Source organism: Psychrobacter pygoscelis (assembly GCF_004335015.1).
Taxonomy (GTDB): Bacteria; Pseudomonadota; Gammaproteobacteria; order Pseudomonadales; family Moraxellaceae; genus Psychrobacter; species Psychrobacter pygoscelis.
Genome location: NZ_RQRU01000001.1, coordinates 35945 through 52935 on the forward strand (window position 1 = coordinate 35945; position 16991 = coordinate 52935).

Here is a 16991-nt window from a genome sequence, read left to right on the forward strand (position 1 = left end):
AAGTACTGTAAGTTAACTATACGGCTTTATAGACCTTGGCCTTAGCTTTATGATTAAAATCTGGCATTGAATATTCGATGACTCTTAATTAGGGCTATTTATTACAATAACAAATAACCTATTACAGTAATAAACAATGAAGATAGGCGAAATATAACCCCTATCTTATCTATATATAATAAGGACTGATGAGCCGATAAAAAAAGAAGCCAGAGTCGCGGTGACGATTATTATAACACCAGCGGCGACCTACTCTTGATTTCACAAGCATTCCATAATGATGGATTGAAAAATTCGTCAATTTACGTCATCATGAGTCAGTTTTTTAGATTGGTATCGCCTCCGTGCAAAGAAAATATATGCCCAATTCACGTGTCTCAACTCAGCGACTTTCCTCACCCCATTCCCAGCGTGGTCTGGTCATGGGCGTATTGATATTAGTTATTATCATCGTTGCCTTAGTTTTATTAACCCTATACTTACTTAAGCTTGATCGAACGATTACCAATAAGTTTGAGGGTAAACGCTGGGATATCCCCGCTAAGGTATATTCACAGCCGCTTGAGCTGTATCAAGGCGCAAACGTTGATAAGTCTACGCTTGACTCATGGCTTGAGCTGTTAAATTATCGAAGCGATAGTAACTATGAGCGCACAGGGACTTATGCCAAAAAGAATAACACCTATTTCATTCATACCCGTGGATTTAGCTATAGTGCGGGGGATTTGGATAAAGAACAAGTCATTAAACTGACGATTAATGGCAATAAAATTCAAAACATTCAGAGTACAGTGCCTAGTGAATCGGGGATTATCCGATTAGAGCCTGTAGGTATCGGTGGTATCTATCCCGATAATAATGAGGATCGAATTGTCACCGCGCTATCAGAGATTCCACAACCACTTATTGACGCCTTGATTGCTACTGAAGACCGCAGCTTTTATGAGCATAAAGGCATCTCGGTACGTGGTATCGCCCGTGCCATTGTTAATAACTTCTCTGGCCGTTCCATGCAAGGTGGCTCTACCATCACCCAGCAGTTGATCAAAAACTTTTATCTAAACTCTGATCGCACCTTAAAACGCAAGGTCAATGAAGCGCTCATGGCCGTTTTGCTAGAGCTGCATTATAGCAAAGATGAAATCTTACAGGCCTATCTAAACGAAATCTATCTGGGTCAAAATGGTAAGCGCTCAATCAATGGCTTTGGACTCGCTTCACAGTTTTATTTCAATCAGCCTTTAAGCGAGCTGCGTACAGATCAACAGGCTTTTCTCGTCGGTATCGCCAAAGGGCCTAGTGTCTATAACCCTCGTCGCTATCCAGATAATGCGCTTCAGCGCCGTAATGTAGTACTGGGTAACATGAAGGCAATGGGTAAACTGTCCCAAGAGGACTATGACAAAGCTATTGCTCAGCCCTTAAAAGTTATTGATAAACCTAGCGTGGGTAAGAGCCGTTTTCCCGACTTTTTAGATATCGTCAAACGTGAGCTTAATGCAGTCTATTATGCTGATGATCTCAAAAACGAAGGGTTAAAAATTATTAGTACCCTTGATCCTATTGCCCAGATGGCAGCGGATAAGGCAGTCGATAAGAAGCTCTCTGAACTGCGCAAACGCAGTGCCAAGGCTAAAAGTTTAGAAGGTGCTTTGGTTAGTGCCAATCCCGAAACTGGCGAGTTGGTCGCTGTGGTCGGTAGTGGTAGCACCTTTACTGGCTTTAACCGCGCGGTAGATGCTAAGCGACAAGTCGGCTCATTATTAAAGCCTGTTATCTATATGACCGCCCTTGAAAGTGGCCGCTACAATCTTGCCAGCTCCGTGGATGACTCCCCTGTTACGATCAATCTAAGCGATGGTAGCAAATGGACACCGCGCAACTATGATGGTCGTGACCACGGATATGTACCCTTGACGACGGCGCTTGCCAACTCCTATAACCAAAGTGCGGTGCGCTTAGGCAATGAGTTTGGCGTTAGTACCTTTATTACCCAGCTACGCCGAATGGGTGTCAAAGAAGAGATTCCTGCTTATCCTTCTGTACTATTAGGCTCGGTCAATCTTAGTCCTATGGACATGCTCGGCGTCTATCAAGTCTTCGCAACTGGCGGCTTTCGTACTCCTATCCATAGCATCCGCTCTGTCGTCGATGATCGCGGCCGGATATTACAGCGCTCGGGGCTAAATACCGAGCGTAGCATTCCACCTGAAGCTAACTTTATGACCAACTATGCTTTGCAGCAAGTGGTGAAATCAGGTACAGCAAAACGTGCACAGACTCTGGGTAGTAATCTGAATTTAGCGGGTAAAACAGGAACGACCAATGATTACCGTGATGCTTGGTTTGCAGGTTATAGTGGCAATTACGTGAGCGTAGTCTGGGTCGGTCGTGATGATAATAAGCCCATCGGTCTTAGCGGCGGTAGCGGAGCCTTACCGGTATGGATTGACTACATGAAGCGCTTAAAGCTTACCCCTGTAGTGATGCCTGAGCCAGAAGGGATCGAGTGGCTATGGTTAGAGAATAACTCAGGAAAGCTGTCGAATGAGAAGTGCCCGAACGCCCGCTACCTGCCAGTGATGTCTAAATATTTACCCGAAGAAGCCAGTCGCTGCGCTATTGATATCTACGAGCAAGAACAAGCGCGACTTCAACATCGGTGGCTTCAAGACCAGCAGGCGCAGATGCGTCAACGTCGCCAAGAAGGCTTACCTATCCCTAATCGGCGTGTCATTCCTAAAGACGAAGAGAATTCCGAGGAAGCAGTGGTACCTCAAAGCTCTGATGAGGATTCTGGCGCTGAATCAGAATCAGCCACAGAGACTTGGTATGACAAAGCCCGTGAATGGTTTTAACGGATTATAAGCGTCATAAAACCATGCCATTCACGTCGTTACGCATTATCTATATTGAGGATATATTATGAGGTTACAGTCATTGCCGCCATTAAGTTATGCCACACGTTCTGTTCATTGCTACAACCAATCTACTGGTTTAAGAACCAAACTAAAAACTGGTCTAATAATGAATAGTCACCGTTTAGGATTATTGATGGTGGGCACTTGCTTGGCTGGGCTGACAGCGTGTAATTCAGTACCAACGACTAACCAGACGACAGTAGCCCCAGCAGCCACACCGACTATAGCCTCTAGGACTAATAACTCACCTACTCAGCCAGAGACTTATACTGAGCATGTAAGTATTGAACCCACTATCACAGATGCGCCAAACGAATTATCGCAGCCACAGCCAAGGACTATTATTGAGCCTAGTGTCTCGACCAATGACAAGCGCCAGCCCGTAGCAGCTGCTGCTGACCACAATATCGATCCAGCACCTATAGAGCGCAATCCGCTAACCCAGACTCCTACTGCTCAGGAGAGCAACTATCCTGAGCCTGCTCCTAGCGTTAGTAACCACTCTATCCCTTTTGGCACAAATGAATCAAACGCTTCCATAACGCCCTCTGAAACTGCTAGCTCTCCAGCAAACCCGCTATCGAGCTCACCATCAAGCTCGCAACAACCGACTACCACGCCATCTATCCCAGCTGTAGTAGCGCCTTCAGCATCAGTTAAGTCTGCGCGCGCAGCTTTACTAGAGCGCGCTCGGCAAAACAGTGGTCGTAGCTATAACGCTCAGCCGCTACCCGCTAGCAGAGGTAATAACCTACCAGCGTTTCGTCAGCTGATGCAGCGCGGTACTAATGCTCTAAAAGCCAACCGTTTAACCGAAGCACAAAGCAGCTTCACTCGTGCACAAAGATTGGCGCCTAAATCTTCAGCGGTTTACTACTATCTAAGTCAAGTTGCCATTAAAAAGAACCAGCCGCGCAAGGCAGAGGCGATGGCCCGAAGAGGCTTAGTCGTCGCACAAGATGCTGGTCGGCGCCGCGCTTTATGGCAGCTGATACTACGCTCAGGCCAGATGCAAGGCAACTCTAAGGTGATTAGTGAAGCCACTCGAGCATTGCGCTAGTTAGTAGTTGTGAACTATTTTTATCTGCCCCGCTAGCAGCCGGCTTTGAATACACGCACTCAGCAATCTAATTTCATATATAAAAATTTAACCTCAAAACTTATTAAGGAGCCCTAATGGCTTGGCAACAAATCCACTTACAATGCGAAAAATCTCAGGTTGATCTTGCTGAGGCGCTATTTTTAGAGTCTGGAGCAGTCTCTATTGTTCTTGAAGATGCCGGTGACCAGCCCTTATTTGAGCCGCTACCGGGTGAGTCGCCACTATGGGATGAGGTGGTGCTAACGGCAATATTTCAGCTAGCAGACAGTGGTACAGACAGCTCAACCATGTCAGAGTCAGCAACCTCCGACTTTGAGGCCTTAGGTCAAGAGATTGCCACACAAGTTCATGCCAGTCGAGTTTGGTTAACAGCACTTGAAGACAAGGATTGGGAGCGCGAATGGATGAGTCACTATCAGCCGATTCCCTGTGCCAATAATCTTTGGATCGTTCCTAAGTGGTTGACGCCGCCTGACTCTGATGCTACCAATATTATTATGGATCCTGGTCTGGCCTTTGGTACCGGTTATCACGCTACTACTCGATTATGTTTAGATTGGCTGACAGAGCAGCCACTAGCCGGCAAGATGGTGATTGACTATGGTTGTGGCTCAGGTATATTAGGTATAGCCGCTCTTTTATTGGGCGCAGAGCAGGTACTGTCTGTCGATATTGATCCTCAAGCTGTATTGGCTACCAAACAAAATGCTGAACGCAACAAAGTCGATGACCGTCTTCGTACCTTTCTACCGCATGAGTTTAAGCACTACTGCGATCAGCATGATGTACTGCCTGTCGATATGATTGTGGCGAATATTTTGGCCAAGCCACTGATGGAGTTGGCGCCTTATTTTGCGACCCTTATTAAAGCCGATGGTAAGATCGTATTAGCAGGCTTGATTGATTCGCAGATTGAAGAAGTTATAGACGCTTACAAGCCCTATTTCCAATTAGCGGACCAGCATAAGTTTACCCAACAAGAGGACAAGCATTGGGTTCGATTGGCAGGGACTTATATAGGGTAATCACTACAGGGTAGTGGGTGTAGGATAGTGATTATAGGGTAGCGATATTTCACAACTTATGTTAGGATAACTAATTGATATTATTGAATATATTATAGTAACTTATAGCAATTTCAGGATTGAATCATACTAGCGCGTATAAATGGAAATTAGCCCATGCCTCAACAGAAGACTCAGTGTCCTGAATGCAGTGCACAATATAAGCTACCCTTAAAAGCCATCAATAATCCAAATGCTAGGGCATGCTGTCATCACTGCTTTCACGTTTTTTTTATTAATAAAAACCTCTGTCCCTCCCCCTCCAAAGCGGCTGTTGATACAGTCGCTAGTGATGAGCGCCCATCATCTATTCAGTCAGTCGCCGCCTCGCAGTCAAAAGACTTGATGAACGAAGCATCCACAAACGAATGGCTCAATAACTATAGCTCTTTATCAGAAGATAGCGATTCTCATGAGGCTCATATTGAAGGTGATGCAGTTAATCCTCATGATTATTCACTGGCTCATAACTCTAACCCACATGAAGCTGATACTGATAGCATCAGCAAAGCTAGGCAGACAGAAAGTCATACTTTTAGCTCTGATAAAGACGCTGAATACTCAGCATCAACCAATCTACTCAACGATTCAGCTACTACTGTTTCCCAAATAGATACCACCTCTTCAGTTCATGATGATGAAGGTCTAGGTAAACTACTTTCTGACTTTGGCGTTCCTATTGCCGAGCCGACGACCAAATCTAAAGAAGAAGTACTGGCTAAAATTAACTCGCGATTGCAAAGCGAGCAAACATCTCATTCAGCTCGTACTAAGACAGAGCAGCGCTCTGTAGTCGGCCGATTGCTATGGGGATTAGGTTGTGCAAGCTTAGCGCTACTTTTAATCGCTCAATACGTTATTTTTAACATTGATTCATTAATAAAAGATCCTAGGTATGCAAGCAAATTAACGTCGTTTTGTCAGATGGCTCAATGTACTCTACCAGGCGCAGATATCGATAAATTTGACGTTGCCGATATCAAGCACAGTGCCAGCCGTATCAGTGATGCAGGCACGCATAGTGATATTATGGCGACTTTAATCAACCATAACGATGAAGATCAGTTATTTCCTAATATAAAAGTAAGCTTATATGGTCAGTCTGGCTTAATCGGTGACTTTATTGCCAGCCCTGATGAATATTTAATACCTACGCAGCGTTTAATACTGGCCAATCATTCTCAGCAGCTGATGTTTACATTACCGATTAAGTCCTCTTCTATTACGGAAATAGAAATGACACCTTTTTACTAATGATTTATGGTGTTTTGCTATTATTGAATATCAGTTAACTTTTTATCGACTATGCTTATCGACTGATTCGGCATCTATTTTAAGGGTAGATAAGGATTTAAGGGCACAGCCTGTCATATAGCAGTACATTATTCATCGAGGTTTGTTATTATAGCCTTATCTTTACCTAATTAGATTTAAGTTAATAAGCTGAGCTTATCATGACCGAGCTGTTACTCGTTACCATACGGCTAGTGGTCTATTTATAAACTTTGCAAGGCTTTAGATGGTACTTAGTTAGAATAGCTCGCTACAGCTAAACTGGTTTCAGTTGAACACTTTTTGTTTTCTTCTATTTATAATTATTGCAGCCCACAGTTTATATCTTTACTGTTTTTAATGATCGTAAGACCATTTCATGACTCATACTCCCGCTTTACTCTGCCCTAGCTCCACCGTTACCTGCGTTACGGGTAGCGATGACTCCAGCAACGCTGGGCGTCTATTTGCCCAAACGACCTACTTTGAAGACTCAGCAGAACTCATCAATTACTTCGATATCGCTTATCAGCGCAATACTTATATTCCTGATAGCACAAATACTATTGAATGCGAAAATACTGGTACGAGTCCTAATGGCGATGCTACAAAAGACTTAAGTAGTGATGTAAGTCTCATGTTAAATGGTGCTGCTGTTGATCTGATGTCAGCTAATCAGCGCCCTTCTAAGGCGACGCTTGAAGTAGCTGAAGATAACCCTAGCGATGCTTGTGCATCACTGCCATTAAGTGGGCACGTTGAGCATGCAGTTCGGCAGTATTTTGCTGCCTTAGATGGTGAAGCGTCATCAAATCTATATGAGCTCATCTTAAGTGAAGTTGAAAAGCCGTTACTGACTGTGGTCCTAGAATACACTCAGGGCAATCAGTCAAAATGCGCCAAGATTCTTGGTCTCAATCGTGGCACTCTGCGAACCAAACTAAAAACCTATCATCTACTCTAGCCGCTTATTAAAAGCGAAAGTGTCTCGTCAACTTGTTGCCACTTTTGGCGTAGCTACAGCGTAAAAGTAGCATTGACGATCGCTTTGATTCAGTAAATTCTAGCTATGAGCCTAGGGCATTTCCTCAATTAGCTCACGAGGCTTAAAATAAGATAGATCTTTGTCAGTCAAAGCAAGTTTTACAGAGAATATGAGTATATTGTCTACAAATTTGCAAAGACTGACAGAAATATAGCTGTTTTAAGCCCATTAACGTGAGTTTTGATACATAAGGACACGCCCTAAACTTTTAGTCATAGACAATCGCTGATATCACTGACACTAAAATTGTAATTCAAATCATTAATCCGTTACTATATCCCTTTTTTATTTGGAAGCTAACTATGTCTTACCAACCTTATGCCCTATTATCTGTCTCTGACAAATCAGGATTGACTGAGTTTGCTCAAGGCCTGATTAATTCAGGTTTCGCGCTTCTTTCTACGGGCGGTACATTTAAACTATTACAAGAGCATAATATTGCAGTTACTGAGGTTTCAGATTACACCAACTTTGCTGAGATGATGGATGGCCGAGTCAAGACTCTACATCCTAAAATTCATGGTGGGATTTTAGGACGCCGCGGCGTTGATGACGATATTATGAATGAGCATGGCATTCAACGTATAGATTTGGTCGTGGTTAATTTATATCCTTTTGCGAAGACCATTGCTAATCCAGAAGTCACTATGAGCGATGCGATTGAAAATATCGACATTGGTGGTCCCACGATGGTTCGCTCTGCGGCCAAAAACCATGCCCATGTTGGTATTGTTACTGACACAGCGGACTATGACCGCGTCTTAGCAGCGCTTAAATCTGAAGGCAGTCTACCTGCTAAGCTACGTTACGATCTAGCGGTGAAAGCTTTTGAACATACTGCCCAATATGATGGTATGATTGCTAACTTTTTGGGTCAGCGTCTTGATAACGTCGAAGAACCTGAGCCATTTGCCCGAACTTTAAATCTTCAATTTAGCAAATCTCAAGACCTGCGCTACGGGGAAAACCCACATCAGCAAGCAGCGTTTTATGTCGAAAACCATCCCCTTCATCAAGCTCAAGCTTCTATTGCCACAGCGACGCAGCACCAAGGTAAAGCGCTGTCTTATAACAATATCGCCGATACTGATGCCGCTCTTGAGTGTGTCAAATCATTTGATGCACCAGCTTGTGTCATTGTCAAGCATGCCAATCCATGTGGCGTAGCTATTGATGCTGATCAAGTCAAGGCCTATCAGACAGCCTTTAGTACCGATCCTGAGTCATCCTTTGGCGGTATTATTGCCTTTAATCGACCATTAACTCAAGCCGCTGCCAAAGCGATCGTTGACAATCAATTTGTCGAAGTCATCATTGCTCCAAGCGTAGAAGCTGGCGTTCTAGAGATTACCGCGAAAAAGAAAAATGTCCGAGTGTTGACTTGCGGTGATCTGCCAAAACCAAGTGAACGCCAAGCGCAGTGGGACTATAAGCGCATTGAAGGTGGCCTGCTAGTTCAACAGCAAGACTTGGGCAGTATCAGTGCCGATGAGTTAAAAATCGTCACTAAAGTCGCACCTAGCCAATCTCAGCTTGAGGACTTATTGTTTACTTGGACAGTTGCAAAATACGTGAAATCTAACGCCATTGTCTATGGTAAAGACAAGCGCACAATCGGTATTGGTGCAGGTCAGATGAGCCGAGTCAACTCTGCTCGAATCGCAGCTATCAAAGCCGAGCATGCCAGCTTAACTACTCAAGGGGCGGTCATGGCATCTGATGCCTTCTTCCCCTTCCGTGATGGCATTGACAATGCTGCACAAGTAGGTATCAAAGCGATTATTCAACCTGGCGGCTCTGTCCGTGATGAAGAGACTATTGCCGCTGCTGATGAGCATGGTATAGCAATGGTATTCACAGGAATGCGTCATTTTAGACACTAAGCTATTATAAAGTCATGTAGCGCTAGTATTAGGGTAGCTCACGCAGGAAGTACGAAGTGGTACAGCCAGCGTGGCTACTTGCTAAAATACGGCCGTAGCTTCAATATATAAGTCTATAGTTAATACCTTATGCTATTTTTCTATAAAAAAACCACCGCAACTATGGTTGCGGTGGTTTTTTATACGATGAGCTAAATGTGGTATTAGCGGCCTTGCGCGCCAGCTAAGTTTGCCTCATTCATTTTTATATCATATACCATTCGTAGGTACTCAAGGTAGTCTTGTAACTGATCTTGACCCAAGTTATCACGAATGATGGCCGCGGTTTGTGCTTTTTGCTCATCGGATAGGGCTGATTTGCTTTGGGTCTGCAACGCATCGGCGACCAAAATACTTGCGCCCTGCTCTGACTCAATAGCGATAGCCACCACGCCATCTTTAGGAGCAGGCTCACTAAAGGCTATACTACGCTCCTTATTGCTCAATTGCGGCGACTGACGATTGACTTGTCCCAATGCTTGAAAAGGTACTGACTGCTTATTGATGTCTGCAGGCACTTTAATCGTTTGAGCAATCTTTTTAGCGTCGTTTAGCGCCAACTTAGTTGCCTTTTGCTGGCGTAGTAGTTGCGCGATACTATTTCGCGCCTGATCAAGACTAAGGGTTTGAATTGGACGATAGTTAGTAGGCTGGACCCAAACGGTACCATTTGCCACTTCAATACCCGTCGTAACCGCTTGATCATGAATAGTAAAGTCGTCAAAGGCTTGATTAATCACCGCTGGCTGTGATAGCACCGACTGGTTATCAGTTTTGCTATAGTCTTTGATATTACGTACTTGCAGACCTTCTTGCTGAGCGATATCTTCCATACTAAAGCCATCAGCAGCCAAGTCATTAATAGCAGTTATTTTATCAGCGTAGGCCGCTTCACGTTTATAAGCAGCCGCTTTAGCCGTTAACTCCTCACGCATACTGTCTAAACTTGGCACATCAGCGCTATTATCTTTTGTCACTGTGAATATCTGATAGCCATAGCTGGTCTTAACAGGTTGACTGACCTCTCCTACTGTTAATCCTTGTAGCGCCGCTTCTACATTGGCAGCATCATTACCAAATACTGAAGGGTTAAAACGGCCAATTGCACCGCCCTGCTGTCCTGTTGGGTCTTCAGAATATCGCTTAGCCAGCTGTGCAAAGTTAGCACCTTGATCTAGCTCAGCCTTTATTTTTGCTGCTTGTTGCTGGGCATCAGCACCAGTGACTAGGATTTGGGCCAGCTCACGGTCATCCTCTGCAGTTAAGCTTTGCTTATAGGCGGCATACTGCTGCTGAATATCCTCTTCCGTCACTTCAGGAACTTGTACAGTTTGAGGCGTTAGCTGGATATAAGCAAGATCCACCATTGCTTTACTTTTCAATGAATCTTTATGACTTTCATAGTATGCTTTGATCGCCTCGGGCGTTACTGTCACTTGATCGGCGTAATCCTGCCAGTTAATGCGATGTAGCCAGACTTGACGACTCTCTAACTGGATATCGATCAGTTTATTCACTGCTGCCATAGGATAAATTGCCGTACCAACGATACTAGAATTTAGTTGATCTAGGCTCAACTGATTACGGAACTCAGCGAAAAGTTGGTCTTTGGTCATACCGCGCTGACGTAAAAAAGTCGCAAACTTCTCATTTGAGAACTCACCTTGCGCGTCCTTAAAAATATCCTCTTCGCGTAGCAGACGATTGATGGTCTCATCAGAGACTGTCATACCAAGCTTGCCTGCCTGCTGCTCGAGCAACTTGCGATCTATTAAACCTTTTAACACCTGCTGGTATAAGACATCTTCATTTAGCAAACTGGCATCTGGAAGCTGATCCAATACCTCAGAGCGACGGGCATTCACGGCAGTCTGATACTCATTAATACTGATACTAGAATCACCGATATGGGCAATCTCGTTAGGATCGACACTACCTTGCAGATAGCTTTCGATACCGAGTAATGCTAGAGGCGATAAGCACAGTATTAATAAAATGCGTCCGGGCCAGCTTTTCAAAAAATCGCGCAATTTATCCATAGTTAATTCTGCTTTAACCTTAATTAAAATACGTTTGCAATGTTTATGACTTTCGGCGTGGTATCACTTGATAAAATGGGCGCTCAAGTAGATAAGCCAATAACTTAAATAACTTTAAGTAAGCTAGCGACAAGCAAATAGCAGCCGCTACCTATAGCTTATATTCGATAAGTATATTTCCACACCTCAATAGTCCATCTTATTTTCAAACTTATTAGATGTCACCATCTGCCCACTACTACCCTACAAAGACCACCCTACAAAGTAATACCATCTGGCGCTATATAACAGCATGCGCTTTACTCATTCCCACAAGCTTATGTCATGGAGAGGATTTACTTCAATCAGAATAAAACAGCAGGAAATGAAACGTCCTATGATACGTCAAATCCTGCTAAGACTCAAAGTTTTCACGCTCAAATCGCTTATTAAGACATCTATGCTCACTGACACAGCAGTAATAAAATAACAAGTTAATTTCGCCCTTATGTAGTAAGTGCATTATAAAAACGATATAGCAGTACTGTGAGTTTTTTGTAGCCTTTGTCAGTTACCCGCAGCAAGCCAGAAATGTCGATACCAGTTCTACAACTTAATTCAACGACTCTATTTTATTTAGAAGCGACTGTAATGAAACTCTATCTCTAAACTGACATTAAAAATACCCTAAAAACAAAAAAAAGCACCTAATATTAGGTGCTTTTTAAAACTATCTTTTACTATTTAAATCGAACGGTTATTAATCAAACTATCAAAAATATTTAGACCAATACTATCCGATTTCATTATTCTAAGATAAATAGCGCTATTTGTGCTAACTCTTAAAATAATTAATAGTCATCTTAGTTCAAACGATCTTTAAGGTTTTTACCTGCTTTAAAGCTTGGCACTTTGCTAGCTGGAATCTCAAGTGGCTCACCTGTTTTAGGGTTGCGACCAGTGCGTGCTTTACGGTCTTTTACGCTAAAAGTACCAAAGCCTACCAAAGAGATGCTGTCATCATTTTCAAGGGCTTCACCAACGCTCTCGATAAAAGCATTCAATGCGTCGCCTGCTTGAGTTTTATTTAGGCCGCTTTTTTCAGCAATATTGTCAATCAATTCTGATTTATTCATAAAAGTATCCTTAAAAGTTGAGGCTATGATAATTGTTTGCGTTAGGTATTGTATCGCCCAAATTTGATTTAAGCAATACACACACCTATTACCGTAGGATTAAGACATAATTGCCCTTCCACGGCAGGCATGTATGAGATAATCGTTGCCTATCTTAGCAGACAAAGTAGCTGTAAAAGCTACATAAGGTGCTAGTCTACTACAATTTTGCGCGAATTCGCTATATTACTCTTCTTATCTCAAGGATAAAAACACATAAGCAACATTGCAGCTCGGCCATTAAAAGTAGCTAACCTGCTAAAATAAAACACATATTACTCAACACATGCCTAGATGTATCATCTAGTTAACCCCATTATTTCTATAAAAACAACAGGAGAAGAAAAAATTAATAAGTACTTTCACTTATTAACTTTTATGATTTCTCAAACTTTTATATCAATATTGGGTGTCTAAATGACTAACCAAATATAGGGTTAGGGCAGTTATATCAAGGCGCTAGACGGAGCGCAAGCGATTTTACATATTTCCTGTAACTGTGAGCAATTTTTACTAAATATACGCTCAGTAACGCGAAATTTATACATTATAGTCGCGCTAACGATGATAGCTAGCTTCTGTATCGCTCAAAAGGTAAGATACCTCAGCGCTCTAGTGTAGTAGGATAATCTACAGTATATTTGGTTTATTAACTGTTACCCACTTATTCCCAAACTTTGTTGACTATTGCTTTACTATAACGACACAGCTACATTTTGCTCAAGGTTATTTGATAAAATCGTACGTAATATTGTATCTTATGTCATTTCGAGCTATTAAATCTTTGTTCTTTTTATCGATTTGTTAACCAATTGGACTGATTACATGAAGCGTACTTCGTTGTCACACTCTCTTTTAAATATTATATTGGTGTTTATTGAGTCTGCTCTTACCTTGTTGTTACGCTTAGATCCAGCGCTACGCAGAGCCGCTTATCCACTGGCGAAGAGGGACACTGTCGTCTGCCTACGACTTTATTTACCTCATACGGAAGTGTATGCAACCTTTAGTTATAAGGGCGTATTATTGGATGCTACCCTACCCAGTGGTCGCACAGAGCCAGATGTCATTATTAATGCGTATAGCATTCAAGTACTCAACGTTTTGACCAGTCATAACGAAGCTCAAGTGAATAAATTGCAGATGCGTGGTGACGCCCTTCAAGTTGATCTGGTCAAAAACTTCTTACTGCAATTGGGGCTTGCTAGCCTTGTTCAAAGCTTGCTAAGAAAGGTTAAAGGGTCTAATAAGCGAGATGCTGAAGATGGCGAGACTCGTGAGCAAAAAACAGAGGATTACAAGCTTAGAATCAGTGAGCAACAGACCCAAATCAGTACGCTAAGCACCAAGAATCGTGAGCTTGAAACTACGGTTAAAGAACTACAAAGCAAGCAAAAAACTCTAATGATCGGTCTAGGTATTATGACATTGATTGCTCTGGTGGCTATTGTGGGCTGGCTGATGAATTAACCCTAAAGCTCATTGAGGACTTTTATCATCGTTTAGATATAGCTTATTTCTCATACTTTACTTGTCGTTTTTTATCCACACTGTCGTTTCGATGGTGTTTTTTTATGAATGAATGAGAAGCTGCCATAGGGTTGAGAAGCCGTTATAGTTAAATCTGTTTTGGCTGCAAGGTTTCACTTCACCGTATCAGGAGGTCATGGCTTTCGATAGCTTATGAACGCTCTAGAGGCTGTCCTTAGATTTGACGTTCTTTATCTCAGTAGTTTTAAATAATTCTATAGTATGATTGGCGAGAAAGATAAATATAAGAGGCGCTAACAATATGAAAAGTTAGCTACCAACTGACCTAAGTAGCCTATATTTAACTGAATTCTAAGACTAATCCCTATCTTATACCTCACTGACATAAAGCGTAAAATCAATCTTGACTATTTTACTCAGGATTAAGTATAATAGCGGTCATAACAATGGAACATTATGAATTGATATAAGCAGTCACTGGCAAAGCTGGCTTGAGATTAGCAACCTAATATTGGCTTAATAATCCCTCGAGCTTGCCGCTGAACATAGAAAGCCTATCGCTTATTTTCATAAGATGGCACTAAATTTAATGGGAGAGATTTTATGCGCTTGACGACTAGAGGTAGGTACGCGGTTACTGCACTACTCGATTTAGCTTTGCAAAATAGCCAGCAAGACAGTGCAGTATCCCTCTCTGACATTGCCAAGCGTCAGTCTATCTCCATATCTTATCTAGAGCAGCTCTTCTCTAAACTGCGTAAGCGTGGCTTAGTGACGAGTATTCGTGGGGCTGCCGGTGGCTACTATCTGGCCAAGCCTCTTGACGAGATTGACGTTATGAGTATTATCTCTGCCGTAGATGAGTCTGTAAATGCGATGCAATGTGAAGGTAGAGGCGATTGTCAAGGCGGTGCAATGTGTCTGACCCATGATTTATGGTGTGCATTATCGAATCATATAGAGCAGTATCTAAATAATATTACCTTAGCTCAGCTTCTAGATATGGAAAATGTCCAATCTGTAGCGGAGCGCCAGCATTTAATTGCTGATAATGATATATCTACTATTACTTTATCGACCAGCGAGGTGAACCCAGCATGAGTCAAACTAACCATTTAATTTATCTCGATTATGCCGCAACGACCCCTGTTGACAAGCAGGTGGCTCAAAAGATGGGGCAGTATTTAACCGTTGATGGTATCTTTGGTAACCCAGCATCACGCTCCCATGGCTATGGCTGGCAGGCTGAAGAAGCGGTAGAGACCGCGCGTCAGCAAATCGCTGAACTTGTTCATGCTGACCCTCGAGAGATCGTATTCACCTCAGGCGCTACCGAATCAGATAACTTAGCTCTTAAAGGCGCAGCTCACTTTTATCAGTCTCGTGGTAAGCACATTATCACCAGTAAAATTGAGCACAAAGCGGTACTCGATACCTGCCGTGAGCTTGAACAAGAAGGCTTTGAGATTACCTATCTTGAGCCGCAGCCTGGCACTGGTATGATTCTACCTCAGCAAGTTCAAGACGCCATCCGTGAAGATACCATCTTAGTCTCATTAATGATGGTCAATAACGAGCTTGGCACTATTACAGATGTCGGTGCTATTGGTGAGATTACTCGTGAGGCCGGTGTTGTATTTCATGTCGATGGTGCGCAGTCAGTCGGTAAAGTACCCGTTAATCTTGAAGAATTAAAAATCGACTTGATGAGCTTTTCTGGTCACAAAGTCTATGGCCCTAAAGGTATTGGTGCTTTATTCGTTCGCCGTAAGCCTCGTATCCGTCTAAAAGCTGAGCAGCATGGTGGTGGTCATGAGCGCGGTATGCGTTCTGGTACGCTTCCGACCCACCAGATCGTAGGTATGGGTGAGGCCTTTAGGCTGGTTGGTGAGCGCTATGAAAAAGACCACGCTCATGCGGCTAAACTGCGCCAAAAACTTTGGGATGGTCTACAAGATATCGAAGAGATCTACCTTAATGGTGATGCGGATCATAGCGTACCTCACATCATCAATATTAGCTTCAACTTCGTCGAAGGTGAGTCGCTAATGATGTCGCTAAAAGACTTAGCGGTCTCTTCAGGCTCAGCTTGTACTTCAGCGACGCTAGAGCCTTCTTATGTCCTTCGTGCCATCGGCCGCTCTGATGAATTAGCGCACAGCTCCATTCGCTTTAGCTTTGGCCGCTACACAACTGAAGAAGATATCGACACTGTTTTAGCTCAGATGCATGAAGCAGTAGATAAGCTACGCGCTCTATCTCCACTGTGGGATATGTTCCAAGAAGGTGTGGACCTAAACTCAGTAGAATGGGCTGCACACTAAGCCCAGTCTACGATAGATAACCTTATATAACAGCAAACTGTGTTGAATTAAAGACCGTTTGACCCCAAATATAGAGGTGACTGTCCTTTGACATTACTTGTCTTTAGGCCAAAACTATAGTCGCCTCGTCCAACTAGGAGAAAACTCATGGCTTATAGCGATAAAGTTATTGACCATTACGAAAACCCACGCAACGTTGGTAATCTTGACAAAAATGCTAGCAATGTCGGTACCGGTATGGTAGGTGCGCCTGCTTGTGGTGATGTCATGCGCTTACAAATCCAAGTAAATGATGATGGTGTTATCGAAGACGCTCGCTTCAAGACCTACGGCTGTGGATCTGCCATTGCTTCAAGCTCACTAGTGACCGAATGGCTAAAAGGTAAGACTTTAGACCAAGCTGGTACTATCAAGAACAGTGATATCGCTGAAGAGCTAGCCCTGCCCCCCGTTAAGGTTCACTGCTCGGTATTAGCAGAAGATGCTATTAAAGCTGCCATCAGTGACTACCAAGGCAAGCATCAAGCTGCTGACGCTTAATCTACTATTAGCTTAGCCTTGTATAGAGAGACGATTACCCATATTTTCTATTAAAGTGTCATTAATTGACGCTTAATTAACTGAGTGTACGGTGCTATAACTTCAATGCCTGAGTGG

Annotated in this window: 12 protein-coding genes; 10 read left to right on the forward strand and 2 right to left on the reverse strand. The window is 43.1% G+C overall.

The features are described 5' to 3' along the window. Positions 1–359: 359 nt before the first annotated feature. The 6 genes from mrcB (at position 360) to purH (ending at position 9287) form a co-directional block, all read left to right on the forward strand. On the forward strand, positions 360–2858 hold the full coding sequence (mrcB, locus tag EGV92_RS00130; protein ID WP_131667194.1) for a penicillin-binding protein 1B: 2499 nt from the start codon (positions 360–362) through the stop codon (positions 2856–2858). 67 nt (positions 2859–2925) lie between these two features. Then, positions 2926–3981 (forward strand): tetratricopeptide repeat protein, encoded by a 1056-nt coding sequence (locus tag EGV92_RS14125; RefSeq protein ID WP_242678538.1) that lies wholly within the window; start codon positions 2926–2928, stop codon positions 3979–3981. Positions 3982–4097: 116 nt separating this feature from the next. After that, positions 4098–5048 (forward strand): 50S ribosomal protein L11 methyltransferase, encoded by a 951-nt coding sequence (gene prmA / locus EGV92_RS00140; RefSeq protein ID WP_131667196.1) that lies wholly within the window; start codon positions 4098–4100, stop codon positions 5046–5048. 156 nt (positions 5049–5204) lie between these two features. Then, positions 5205–6341 (forward strand): DUF3426 domain-containing protein, encoded by a 1137-nt coding sequence (locus EGV92_RS00145; RefSeq protein ID WP_131667197.1) that lies wholly within the window; start codon positions 5205–5207, stop codon positions 6339–6341. A gap of 682 nt (positions 6342–7023) precedes the next feature. Then, positions 7024–7323: a DNA-binding transcriptional regulator Fis gene (fis, locus tag EGV92_RS00150; RefSeq protein WP_131668034.1), complete on the forward strand. Its 300-nt coding sequence runs from the start codon at positions 7024–7026 to the stop codon at positions 7321–7323. 383 nt (positions 7324–7706) lie between these two features. Then, positions 7707–9287, forward strand: a complete 1581-nt coding sequence (gene purH / locus EGV92_RS00155; RefSeq protein WP_131667199.1) for a bifunctional phosphoribosylaminoimidazolecarboxamide formyltransferase/IMP cyclohydrolase — start codon at positions 7707–7709, stop codon at positions 9285–9287. Between the two features lie 203 nt (positions 9288–9490). Here purH and EGV92_RS00160 read toward each other — a convergent pair whose 3' ends face one another. Further along, positions 9491–11365, reverse strand: a complete 1875-nt coding sequence (locus EGV92_RS00160; RefSeq protein WP_131667201.1) for a SurA N-terminal domain-containing protein — start codon at positions 11363–11365, stop codon at positions 9491–9493. Positions 11366–12207: 842 nt separating this feature from the next. Next, complete coding sequence (locus EGV92_RS00165; RefSeq protein WP_131667202.1) at positions 12208–12480, reverse strand: HU family DNA-binding protein; 273 nt, start codon at positions 12478–12480, stop codon at positions 12208–12210. A gap of 864 nt (positions 12481–13344) precedes the next feature. Between EGV92_RS00165 and EGV92_RS00170 the strand changes: the two genes are divergently transcribed. The 4 genes from EGV92_RS00170 to iscU all read left to right on the forward strand — a co-directional run bounded on the left by EGV92_RS00170 (position 13345) and on the right by iscU (position 16874). Next, positions 13345–13989, forward strand: coding sequence for a hypothetical protein (locus EGV92_RS00170; RefSeq protein WP_131667204.1), 645 nt, complete (start codon positions 13345–13347; stop codon positions 13987–13989). Positions 13990–14613: 624 nt separating this feature from the next. Next, positions 14614–15111 carry an Rrf2 family transcriptional regulator gene (locus EGV92_RS00175; RefSeq protein WP_131667206.1) on the forward strand — a complete coding sequence of 166 codons (498 nt, stop codon included), beginning with the start codon at positions 14614–14616 and terminating at the stop codon, positions 15109–15111. Continuing rightward, entirely contained in the window at positions 15108–16334 is a 1227-nt protein-coding gene (locus tag EGV92_RS00180; RefSeq protein WP_131667208.1) for an IscS subfamily cysteine desulfurase, read from the forward strand. The genes EGV92_RS00175 and EGV92_RS00180 overlap by 4 nt, the downstream gene beginning before the upstream one ends. Before the next feature lie 147 nt (positions 16335–16481). Next, entirely contained in the window at positions 16482–16874 is a 393-nt protein-coding gene (gene iscU, locus EGV92_RS00185; RefSeq protein ID WP_131667210.1) for a Fe-S cluster assembly scaffold IscU, read from the forward strand. Positions 16875–16991: the final 117 nt, after the last annotated feature.